Annotated in this window: 13 protein-coding genes; 12 read left to right on the top strand and 1 reads right to left on the bottom strand. The window is 35.3% G+C overall.

Translation table 11 applies throughout. The features are described 5' to 3' along the window. The first annotated feature begins 147 nt into the window (after window positions 1–147). The 12 genes from deoB to GI584_RS12685 all read left to right on the top strand — a co-directional run bounded on the left by deoB (window position 148) and on the right by GI584_RS12685 (window position 11,494). Window positions 148–1,329: a phosphopentomutase gene (gene deoB, locus GI584_RS12740; RefSeq protein ID WP_153791457.1), complete on the top strand. Its 1,182-nt coding sequence runs from the start codon at window positions 148–150 to the stop codon at window positions 1,327–1,329. A 29-nt stretch (window positions 1,330–1,358) separates the two neighbouring features. Continuing rightward, the gene (locus tag GI584_RS12735; protein ID WP_153791456.1) at window positions 1,359–2,660 is read left to right on the top strand and encodes a pyrimidine-nucleoside phosphorylase; all 1,302 of its coding nucleotides are present in this window, start codon (window positions 1,359–1,361) and stop codon (window positions 2,658–2,660) included. A gap of 212 nt (window positions 2,661–2,872) precedes the next feature. Next, window positions 2,873–4,066, top strand: a complete 1,194-nt coding sequence (locus GI584_RS12730) for a D-alanyl-D-alanine carboxypeptidase family protein (protein ID WP_194841990.1) — start codon at window positions 2,873–2,875, stop codon at window positions 4,064–4,066. Window positions 4,067–4,192: 126 nt separating this feature from the next. After that, window positions 4,193–4,546, top strand: coding sequence for an anti-sigma F factor antagonist (spoIIAA, locus tag GI584_RS12725; protein ID WP_100360307.1), 354 nt, complete (start codon window positions 4,193–4,195; stop codon window positions 4,544–4,546). Next, window positions 4,543–4,983 carry an anti-sigma F factor gene (gene spoIIAB, locus GI584_RS12720; RefSeq protein WP_100360308.1) on the top strand — a complete coding sequence of 147 codons (441 nt, stop codon included), beginning with the start codon at window positions 4,543–4,545 and terminating at the stop codon, window positions 4,981–4,983. Before spoIIAA ends, spoIIAB begins: the two co-directional genes overlap by 4 nt. 3 nt (window positions 4,984–4,986) lie before the next feature. Next, entirely contained in the window at window positions 4,987–5,739 is a 753-nt protein-coding gene (gene sigF, locus GI584_RS12715) for an RNA polymerase sporulation sigma factor SigF (RefSeq protein WP_100362476.1), read from the top strand. 648 nt (window positions 5,740–6,387) lie between these two features. Continuing rightward, window positions 6,388–7,002 (top strand): stage V sporulation protein AA, encoded by a 615-nt coding sequence (locus GI584_RS12710; RefSeq protein ID WP_153791455.1) that lies wholly within the window; start codon window positions 6,388–6,390, stop codon window positions 7,000–7,002. After that, window positions 6,995–7,429, top strand: coding sequence for a stage V sporulation protein AB (locus GI584_RS12705; RefSeq protein WP_153791454.1), 435 nt, complete (start codon window positions 6,995–6,997; stop codon window positions 7,427–7,429). The genes GI584_RS12710 and GI584_RS12705 overlap by 8 nt, the downstream gene beginning before the upstream one ends. Window positions 7,430–7,443: 14 nt before the next feature. Then, on the top strand, window positions 7,444–8,907 hold the full coding sequence (locus GI584_RS12700; RefSeq protein ID WP_100360311.1) for a spore germination protein: 1,464 nt from the start codon (window positions 7,444–7,446) through the stop codon (window positions 8,905–8,907). A gap of 186 nt (window positions 8,908–9,093) precedes the next feature. Then, on the top strand, window positions 9,094–10,392 hold the full coding sequence (gene lysA, locus GI584_RS12695) for a diaminopimelate decarboxylase (protein WP_153791453.1): 1,299 nt from the start codon (window positions 9,094–9,096) through the stop codon (window positions 10,390–10,392). 10 nt (window positions 10,393–10,402) lie between these two features. Then, window positions 10,403–10,837 carry a peptidylprolyl isomerase gene (locus GI584_RS12690; protein ID WP_153791452.1) on the top strand — a complete coding sequence of 145 codons (435 nt, stop codon included), beginning with the start codon at window positions 10,403–10,405 and terminating at the stop codon, window positions 10,835–10,837. A 291-nt stretch (window positions 10,838–11,128) separates the two neighbouring features. Continuing rightward, on the top strand, window positions 11,129–11,494 hold the full coding sequence (locus GI584_RS12685; protein ID WP_153791451.1) for a GNAT family N-acetyltransferase: 366 nt from the start codon (window positions 11,129–11,131) through the stop codon (window positions 11,492–11,494). 127 nt (window positions 11,495–11,621) lie between these two features. Here GI584_RS12685 and GI584_RS12680 read toward each other — a convergent pair whose 3' ends face one another. After that, entirely contained in the window at window positions 11,622–11,705 is an 84-nt protein-coding gene (locus tag GI584_RS12680) for a YjcZ family sporulation protein (protein WP_100360315.1), read from the bottom strand. Window positions 11,706–11,755 lie beyond the last annotated feature (50 nt).

The following is an 11,755-nucleotide window of genomic DNA, read 5'->3' as shown; positions in this document are numbered from 1 at the left end:
GCGTCACGATTGTAATCGTGGCGTTTTGTTGTATCTAGAAGTTAAGTCAATATGCATGCCGATTTTTATCTTTATATATTAATGAAGATAGTGATTTGAGGCATACTACTTAGATAGAGAGGGTATGGAAGAATAGGAGGGATTAAAATGACAAATTTTAATCGAATATTTTTAGTTGTACTAGATTCTGTTGGTATCGGAGAAGCACCTGATGCTGCAGATTTTAATGACGTTGGTGCAGACACACTAGGTCATATTGCAGAACATCGGAATGGGTTGCATATGCCTAATATGGGGCAACTAGGTTTAAGTAATATTAAAGAAATAAATGGCGTAGAAAAAGCAAGCAAACCAAAAGCCCATTACACAAAAATGCAAGAAGCTTCGAATGGTAAAGATACAATGACAGGACATTGGGAAATGATGGGGCTTTATATTGATACGCCTTTTCGCACGTTTCAACAATTTCCTGAAGAATTAATAGAGGAGATTGAGCAGAAAACCGGAAGGAAAATAATTGGGAATAAACCAGCTTCAGGTACAGAAATTATTAAAGAATTAGGCCCACATCATATGGGAACAGGAGATCTAATTGTTTATACTTCAGCTGACTCTGTATTACAAATTGCTGCACATGAAGAGGTAATACCAGTTAAAGAGCTATATAATATTTGCGAGATTTGCCGTGAATTAACTTTAGATGAAAAATATATGATCGGCCGAGTTATTGCCAGACCATTTGTCGGTGAACCGGGTAATTTCGAACGAACGTCTAATCGACATGATTATGCATTAAAACCCTTTGGGTATACGGTTATGAATGCATTAGAAGATGGCGGGTTTGATGTAGTTGCCATAGGGAAAATTTCTGATATTTTTGATGGTGAAGGTGTTACTGAATCAATTCGAACAAAAGATAATGACGATGGAATGGAAAAATTTATTCAATCTATTGATAAATCATTTCACGGACTTAACTTTTTAAATTTAGTTGACTTTGATGCAAAATATGGTCATCGGAGAAATCCTGATGGTTATGGAGAAGCTCTCGAAAAATTTGATCAACGATTACCAGAAGTGTTAAGTAAATTAAAAGACGATGATTTACTCATTATAACAGCTGATCACGGTAATGATCCCACTCATCACGGAACAGATCATACGAGAGAATATGTACCTTTACTTGTTTATCATCATGGGATCAACGCTGGGAACGAGCTGCCTATACGAAGAACATTTGCAGATATTGGAGCTACTATTGCCGAAAATTTCAAAGTGAAACACCCTCAATATGGAAAAAGCTTTTTGAACGATATCCATTTAAAATAAATATATCCAATAAAAAAGAGGTGTCTGTAATGAGAATGGTTGATATTATCGCTAAAAAAAGAAATGGCGATCCTTTAACAGAACAAGAAATTACTTTTTTTATAGAAGAGTATATGAAAGAGAAAATTCCAGATTATCAGGTGTCTGCATTAATGATGGCGATTTATTATCAAGGGATGACACAAGAAGAAACGGCAAATCTAACGAAAAATATGGTAGCATCCGGTGATGTCATTGATTTGAGCCCTATAGAAGGTCATAAAGTGGATAAACATTCAACAGGCGGTGTTGGTGATAAGACGACTTTTATTGTAGGTCCTTTAGTTGCTGCAGCTGGTATTCCGGTTGCAAAGATGTCAGGTAGGGGGCTAGGACATACTGGTGGTACCGTTGATAAATTAGAATCAATACCTGGTTTTAAAGTTGAGCTAACGAATCAGCAATTTATTGATAATGTCAATAAATACAAATTATCAGTAGTAGGACAAACAGGAAACTTAGCTCCCGCTGATAAGAAATTGTATGCTTTGCGAGATGTTACGGCAACAGTTGATTCGATTCCACTAATTGCAAGTTCTATCATGAGTAAAAAAATTGCTTCAGGTGCTGACAGTATAGTTCTGGATGTCAAAACAGGTTCTGGAGCTTTTATGAAATCATTTGAAGATTCCAAACAATTGGCCGAAGAGATGGTAACGATCGGAAAACAGTTAGAACGACAAACAATTGCCATTATAAGTGACATGAATCAACCATTAGGCTATGAGATCGGAAATGCTAATGAAGTAAAAGAAGCGGTTGAAGTATTACAAGGAAAACGAGTGGAGGATCTTCGTGAATTAGCAATAGAACTGGCCACCCATATGACAATATTAGGTGGTGTTTATCAGAATTATAATGAGGCGACACAATCGTTGGAGAAGTTAATTGATAATGGTGATGCCTTAAATTGCTTTATGGATTTCATAAAAGCGCAGGGCGGAGATATAACCGTTATAGAAGATCTTTCTAAATTACCTGGATCATCTTATAAAGTTGAAGTGAAAGCTGATCAAAAAGGTTATATACACGAAATGGAAGCAGATGAAATTGGGGTAGCAGCTATGCATTTAGGTGCAGGAAGAGCCACTAAGGATGATGATATTAATCATGGGGTTGGCATTACCTTACGAAAGAAAATAGGCGACCCTGTAGAGTCAGGAGATACCTTAGCTATATTAAACAGTGATCAAGAGAACGTGGAAAATATAATCAATATTGTAAAGGATGCATATACAATAAAATCAGAAAAAACAAATAAACAAAAAATGATATATGAAGTCATTAAATAATATTGAACGAAAAAGATAGCGAAGCAGTTCTCGCTATTTTTTTTTGTGAAAAAATCTGGTCACTTTGCGTGACATTATCTACCTGTGTTGCGCGAGCACTCCACTTTTCTCTAGGATCTTAGTAACTGACAAATATGAAATAAATTTTATTTCTAGTTATACTTTCAGATTTTTTTGGGAAAAATAGAGATGTTATAACTCGGAGGTGAACAATGTTGAAAAGAATAAGCATAACTTTACTTGTAGTAATAAGTATGGTGGTGATCGGTCAAGGAAGTGTATTTGCTCATCATGAAGAAAATCACGTATCTAGCGAAGTAAGTGAAAGTGACTCATTAGATTTAGCTACACATTCAAAATCAGCGATACTTATAGAACGTGATACAGGAAATATATTATATGATAAAAATTCTAGTGAGAAATTACCACCGGCAAGTATGACTAAAATTATGACCATGCTACTTATTATGGAAGCCATTGAAAAAGGTGAATTATCCTTGGATGAAAAAATCAGAGTCAGCGAAAATGCTGCATCCATGGGTGGATCTCAAATTTTTTTGGAAGCCGGAGAAGAAATGTCAGTTGATGACTTATTGAAGGGTATTGCAATTGCATCAGGTAATGATGCAAGTGTAGCCATGGCCGAAAGAATTGCTGGCAGTGAACAAGTTTTTGTGGAAATGATGAACGAAAAAGTAGAAGAATTAGGTCTTAAATCTACTAATTTCCAAAATTCAACTGGCTTACCAGCAGAAAATCATTATAGTACTGCTCATGATATGGCTGTTATGGCTAAGGCATTACTAAAATATGAAGATATTACAAATTATACAAGTATTTATGAGGATTATTTGCGTAAAGATTCTGAAGATGAGTTTTGGTTGGTCAATACTAATAAACTGGTTCGATTTTATGAAGGTGTAGATGGTCTGAAAACAGGATTTACAAATGAAGCGAAATACTGTTTAACGGCAACTGCAGAGAAAAATGGTATGAGAACCATAGCTGTTGTAATGGGAGCGGAAAGTACAAAAGATCGCAATAGTGATGTAAGCCAATTATTAGATTATGCTTATGCTAAATTCGAGACGAAGCCTTTATACGAAAAAAATCAGGCTGTGACGTCTTTTGAATGGTTAAAGGCAAACAAACAGAAGGTGGATGTAGTCACAAATGACTCTGTTTCCATTCTTTATCCAAAAGGAACAAACTTAAATAAAATCGATACAAAAATAACGATTAATCAAGATATAGAGTTACCGCTTGAAAAAGGAACAATGGTCGGTAAGCTTCAAGTGGTTGAAGGTGAAAAAATTATCAGTGAGACAGATTTAACTGTACTAGAAGATATTGATCATGCTAATGTACTTCAACTGTTTAAAAGAACTTTTCAATCTTTCTTTTAATGACATGGAAAGAAAACGTCGAATATAAGCTATTTTAGACGATTTCGTTCTAGTTTTGTCAATTAGCAGGATTATCGATAAGAGATATAGAAAAAAGTATTACAGAAAAAACTGGGAGGGAAAAATATGCAATTACAGACACAATTTACTGTAGTCGAAGATGTATTAATCGTTCGGTTGGATGGTGAACTAGATCACCATTCTGCTGCTCGATTAAAAATAGAATGGCAAGATCACCTGCATCAAGAAGGTATTAAACATGTCATTTTAAATCTCGATGCCTTACATTTTATGGACAGTTCAGGTTTAGGGGTTGTATTAGGGCGATATAAGGAAGTAAAACAATTAGGTGGAGAAATGATTGTTTGTTCTGTCACCCCAGCTGTTAAAAGGTTATTTAATATGTCAGGATTATTCAAGATTGTCAGGCTAGAGTCAAATGAAGATTTTGCTCTTTCCAGTTTGGGGGTGGCTTCATGAATAATGCCATGGAATTAAAGTTTAGAAGCGTCAGTGAAAATGAGGCGTTTGCCAGAGTTTCGGTTGCCGCGTTTGTATCCCAAATTGATCCGAACATGGATGAATTAACTGAGATCAAAACCGTTGTATCTGAGGCTGTAACCAATGCCATTATTCATGGCTATGAAGAGGACCCCAACCAATACATCTATATCTCTTGTACCTTAACTGATCAAACATTATCGATTTTAATTGAAGATGAAGGAATGGGGATTGATAATATCGATTTAGCGAAAGAACCACTTTATACATCTAAACCAGAACTTGAACGATCAGGAATGGGATTTACCATTATGGAAAATTTCATGGATAAAATCGAAATTAGTTCACATCCAGGAGAAGGCACTAAGGTGAAAATGACAAAAGATTTTCAAACTAGCAAAACCATGTGTAATTAGGTGATGTCTATGAAAACAAAAATGTCTAACACATCACCTTTAGATGATAAAGATGTAAAGAGGTATATTCAGTTAAGTCAGCAAGGAGATGAAGAAGCAAGATCATTATTGGTGGAAAAAAATATTCGGTTGGTTTGGTCTGTGGTGCAACGTTTTCTCAATAGAGGTTATGATCAGGATGATTTGTTCCAAATTGGTTGCATTGGATTATTAAAGTCTATTGACAAGTTCGATTTAGAATACGATGTGAAATTTTCTACTTATGCCGTACCAATGATTATCGGTGAAATACAACGATTTATACGGGATGATGGTACGGTAAAGGTTAGTCGCTCCTTAAAAGAAATTGGTAATAAAATAAGAAGAGTTACAGACGAATTAACAAAAGAATTCGCCCGCGCACCGACTGTGCAAGAGATTGCCGATAAACTAGAGCTCACACCTGAAGAAATCATCCATGCTCAGGAAGCGACAAAGAAACCACAGTCTATTCATGAAACAGTTTATGAAAATGATGGTGATCCCATCACATTATTGGATCAGATCGCAGACGTTAATGATAATTGGTTTGATAAACTTACAATGGAACAGGTTATTAAAGATCTGGATGAAAGGGAACGTTTAATTGTTTTCTTAAGATATTACAAAGATAAAACCCAAACAGAGGTTGCTAATCGATTGGGAATTTCACAAGTTCAGGTTTCCCGAATAGAAAAGAAAATATTAGAGAAAATAAAAGAAGAAATCATAAATTAAGATTATCCCCCGGGATAGTCTTTTTTTATGATTAAATGCTGAGCACAACAAACATAAACTGCGAAGTTAAAATTACTTTCTTCCATCTGAATTTGGATAAGTGATAGGCAACGCTCCAGCAAGATACTTCGCTTTCCACGGGCACGGCTTCAGCTTCCTCGGAAAGCAAAAATCACTTTCCTGCGGGATCTTCAGCTCGCGCTGTTTCCGTAGGAGTCTACGTATCTTGCCTACGCTAAGCGCAGTGTTCTGATTATCGAAGGAAGAGAACTTATGGAATTATATTCTATGAATTTCTTCCTACTTGATAAGAATTACACACTAAGCTGCGGAAAAATGCGACACTCCTGTGGGAACAGCACGGGCTGAAGATCCACTTGGTAAAGTGCTTTTCTTTACCAAGTTAGCTGAAGCCGTGCCCACGGAAAGGGAGTATTTTTCCGCAGCGACGAACTAGCAATCACCTCCAAAAGGATGGGAGAATATCCTACCCAAAGTGAATTTTCACAAGTTCGCAGTTTTTATCTTCTACGTATATGCAGGGCTGTTTTTTTTCTGGTTTTTCAATGCTATGAATGAATATCTAAATTCAACTTATACTAAGAACACCATTTTCCTCACAAGCTAATAATAAAAGGATGATGTAATGTGCAGGAAGAAAAAGTATATATTCGACTTAAAAAGAAGATTGCAGTGGAAAAAGAGCATTTAATAACTTTAAAGGATATTGCTTTTGTCACAGGGAATATTGATTATCTGAAAGAACTAGAAACATTAAAGATTTATCAAATTACAGAGAAAGATAATAATGTTTCTGTTATTGATGGCTTCCAATTATTAGATACGTTGGTAGAAGCTTATCCGTTCCTTACTGTCGAATTATTAGGGGCAAATCAAGTAATTGTAGAAATTAAAAAAAATGACAAAAAGGCTAATTTCTTTTTGATCCTGATAATTTGGCTTCTTCTCTGCATAGGCTCAGCAATGGCAATCATGAATTTTCATTATGATGTCAGTATGGAAGAAGTACATCAAGGATTATATTTCTTATTAACAGGGGAGCAAAAGGATAAACCACTTTGGATTCAAATTCCCTATTCAATCGGTTTAGGCCTAGGGATGATTCTATTTTTTAATCATATTTTCAAAAAACGTTTTAATGAAGAGCCAAGCCCATTAGAAGTTGAAATGTTTAACTATCAGCAGGACCTTGATCATTATTTAATTTATCATGAGAATGTACTAAATAAACGTGATGACTAGAGAAATAGCCTATATACTAGTGGAGATTTTGATTGGTTTTGGATCAGGGTTAATGGTGGGAGCGGGCTTTGTAGCTTTTTTAACTGTATTGGGAATCATCCCGAGATTAGTTCAATTAAGTAAATCCATCGAATGGATGAATTATTATCAAGCAAGCGTAATTATTGGTGCCATGCTCGGAACATATCTAACTTTCACAGAATGGACACTGAATATCCCGGTTTTAATCTTGGGTTTTTGGGGGTTATTACACGGTATTTTTATCGGAATGCTTGCTGCAGCATTAACGGAAGTTTTAAATGTTTTTCCAATCTTAATGAAAAGATTAGGTATAGATAAAGAACTACTTTGGTTATTAATGGCAATAGTCATCGGCAAAATAGCCGGGTCATTGTTTCAGTGGATCATTTTCGTAGATATTTTATAGTGAAGGAGTTCATTATGAAAAAAAAGAAAACACCAGTCAATCAGTTACTAGTTAAAAATCAACAATACATGGAAACAAGACTAGGGATTAATGTATCTTTTGATGTTGGATTTCGTGAACTAATCATTTTAAAGAAAAAAATTCAGTTATATTATGTAACTGGATTAGTGGATACAGATTTTGTGATTGAAGTAATGAAAAAAATAATTTCAATCAATGATGAAGAGAATCGGGAAAGTGACTTATATGAAGTATTGAATAACCGTATCGTTCACCAACAGGTCGAAAAGGCGAAAACAATGGATGAAGCGGTTGATCAAATGTTATCAGGTTTACTCGTTATTTTTGTAGATGGTAAAGAAGAATGCTTTATCATTGATGTTCGTAATTATCCAGGCAGATCGCCTGAAGAACCTGATACAGAGAAAGTAATTCGAGGTTCAAGAGATGGTTATACGGAAAATATTATTGAAAATACAGCTCTGACCAGAAGGCGAATAAGAGATGAACGATTACGGCATGAAATGATGCAAGTTGGTGAACGCTCTAAAACAGATATCTGCATTTCTTATTTACAGGATGTAGCAGATATGGGGCTTGTAGACTTAATTAAAGATGAATTAGAACAAATTGAAGTAGATGGACTTTCAATGGCTGATAAGACTATAGAAGAATATTTGGTGCATCAAGGGTTTAACCCTTATCCACTTGTCAGGTATACAGAAAGACCAGACGTGGCTTCTACACACTTATTTGAAGGTCATGTACTAATAATGGTTGATACCTCCCCAAGTATGATTATTCTGCCAACTACTTACTTTCACCATGTGCAACACGCAGAAGAATACCGAGAATCTCCAGCAGTGGGTACCTTTGTCCGATGGGTCAGGTTTATCGGAATTTTTGCTTCTTTATTTTTATTACCACTATGGTTATTATTAGTAATTGATCCATCCTTATTACCTGAAAAGTTACAGTTTATTGGGCCTAACGAAACAGGGAATGTTCCCATAGTTGTTCAAATCCTATTGGCAGATATCGGTATTGAATTTTTAAGGATGGCTGCCATTCATACACCAACTCCTTTATCAACTGCCATGGGGTTGATTGCTGCAGTGTTAATCGGGGAAATTGCGATAGAGGTAGGTTTGTTTAGTGCAGAAGTAATTTTATATGTTGCGATTAGTGCAGTAGGGACATTCGCAACACCAAGTTATGAATTAAGTGTAGCGAATAAAATGGCAAGAATTGTCCTAATTATTTTGACCTTTATCTTCCAGGTGAAAGGGCTCATCATCGGAATCACCATTATTCTCTTGATATTGATGTCTACGAGGTCCCTGCATACTCCATATTTATGGCCGTTGATACCTTTTAACGACAAAGCTCTATGGCAAATATTATTCCGCCTGTCAATGCCTTTGTCAAAGACAAGACCTAGTATTGTAAGGCCTAAAAATAATCAAAAACAAGTATAATCTTAAATGTAAACACTTGAACTGGAGATAAGCCTGTGATAAATTATCTTTATACTTTGTTAGATTTTGTAGAAATGGGAATTCTTATATCCCTTGTCTACCTGTCTTTGTTATGGAAGATGGGGATAAGGGATTTTTGTTTGAAGAATAGAGGTATTAGCAAGAGAGAAGGCGAGGGTTCAATAGATGATACATCCGTTTGCAGTTAATGGGGATGGGCATTTAACAATTGGCAGTTTGGATACGGTTGAATTAACAAAAAAATACGGTACCCCATTATTCGTTTATGATGTTGATAAGATTCGTGAAAATGCTAGGGCGTTTGTTGATACATTTAAAGAACGTGGTATACAAGCACAGGTGGCTTATGCGAGTAAAGCTTTTTCTTCGATAGCGATGATACAAGTTGCGAAACAAGAAAATTTGAGCTTGGATGTTGTTTCACAAGGCGAGTTATATACAGCTTTACAAGCAAATTTTCCTGTAGAAAAAATTCATATGCATGGAAACAATAAAAGTCTTGATGAAATTTCTATGGCCGTAGAGTATAATATTGGTTGTATTGTAGTCGATAATTTTTATGAAATTGATTTATTAGCACATGTATTAAAAGAACAGAAAAAAGAGATGGATGTTTTAATAAGAGTATCTCCAGGAATTGAAGCACATACACATGATTACATTTTAACTGGTAACGAGGATTCGAAATTCGGTTTTGATTTAACAAATGGTCAAGCGGAAGAAGCTGTACGAAAACTAATGACTTTCGATGAGATTCATGTAAAAGGGCTACATTGTCATATTGGTTCACAAATATTTGAAACAGATGGTTTTACAATGGCGATTGAAAGATTATTTCACACATTGAAGGATTGGGCAGACCGCTTTGATTTCAAATCAGATGTATTAAATGTTGGTGGTGGATTTGGCATCAAGTATACTGAAAATGATGAGCCTCTACCACTTTCAACTTATGTTACAGCTTTAATTGATAAAATTAGCGAACAAGTGAAAGAAAAAGAGATGGTATTTCCTGAAATTTGGATAGAACCCGGTCGTTCAATTGTTGGTGATGCCGGATTAACGTTGTATTCAATCGGTTCTGTAAAGGAAATACCCAATGTGAGAAAGTATGTATCAGTTGACGGTGGAATGACCGATAATCTACGTCCAGCACTATATAACGCAAAATATGATGCTGTTATAGCCAATAACGTCAATGGGAAGGAAAAAGAAGAAATATCTCTTGCAGGTAAATGTTGTGAATCAGGTGATATGCTAATTTGGGATATAGAATTACCAAAAGTTAATCAGAATGATATTGTAGCTGTTTTCTCAACAGGCGCTTACGGGTACTCGATGTCTAATCATTATAATCGTTTTCCTAAAGCCGCCGTAGTTTTTGTTGAAGATGGTCAAGATAGATTAGTTATTAAACGAGAGTCATTTAAAGATATGATCCAAAATGACTTGTCATATGAATAGGAGGATAAAAATGAAACAAGCAGTAATTGAATTTGAAAATGGTGAGAGAATTGAAATTGAGTTATATGGGGAGGCAGCTCCCAACACGGTAGCTAACTTTGAAAAATTGGCTAATGATGAATTTTATGATGGAGTTATCTTTCATCGAGTAATACCAGGATTTGTAGCACAGGGTGGAGACCCAACTGGTACTGGCATGGGTGGCCCTGGATATACGATAAAATGTGAAACTGAAGATAATCCACATAAGCACGTTGCAGGTTCATTATCGATGGCACATGCCGGAAAAGATACTGGTGGCAGTCAATTTTTCTTAGTGCATGAACCACAACCACATCTTGATGGCGTTCATACTGTATTTGGCCAAGTAACAGAGGGTATGGATACAGTACTTCGAATCCGTCAAGGAGATGCCATGAAAAGTATACGCGTGTCAGAGGTATAAAATATAAGCTGAGTTGCCATAATTAGATAAAGATTGACAACTAAATAGGAATATAATATTGTAAGTGAAGGAAAGCTCATATTCTATGAACTCGAAGGAACGATAGATATGCGTAGAAAAAATAGTATACTTTTTCTTGTTTTATTAGTGTTAAGTATTGTGTGGGGTTGTTATTATTGGTTTGGAATTGTATTTTCTTCCTAGTAATTGGAAATAATAAATAGTAACGACTTTTGTATGAAAACATAACATATCACTATACGAATTGTTATGAATAATGAGGGGTTCAATATGTTAATTCGCTTTAAAAAAAGATTTGAAAAAATAGCAATGGGCTTACTTTCCTTTATGCCCGAAGAAAAAGAAGTATCAAAACTTCAGGATACTATTAAAGAATATGAAACGAATGAAGATTGGCAGTTGTTTCTTTGGAAAGAAGAAGAAGATGTCCTAGGAGCTATTGGAGTTTATCTGGATAAACAAACTGATTCTGCTGTTATCCAGCATATAACGGTCAATCCTTCCCACCGTAACTTGGGAATAGGAAAGAAAATGGTCAATGCTTTAAAAAAACATTATGGTGCAACTTATAAAGTGGATGCAAATAAACAGACTGATAAGTTTCTACAAAAATGCAATGCAAATACGGATGAATAAAATCGTAAAGAACCTTTGCTAATCATGAAGTAGCAAAGGTTCTTTTAAGTAAGAAAAAATTAATTCTTAAACCCTAATGGAAAAGCTTACCGCCGAAAAAGACGATAAGCTATGGTAAACTTTTATTTTAGCACCAAGCAGCACCAACAATGATTAAAAGAATGAACAACACAACGATCAAAGCAAAGCCACCGCCGTAAGAGTATCCCATTTTCAAACCTCCTAAAGATTTAATTAATCAATTATAAAATTGATTTCTCG

Origin of the sequence: Gracilibacillus salitolerans (assembly GCF_009650095.1) — a bacterium.
Taxonomy (GTDB): Bacteria; Bacillota; Bacilli; order Bacillales; family Amphibacillaceae; genus Gracilibacillus; species Gracilibacillus salitolerans.
The sequence above is the reverse complement of the archived record's forward strand: the minus strand, read 5'-3'. Positions and strand labels throughout refer to the sequence as shown.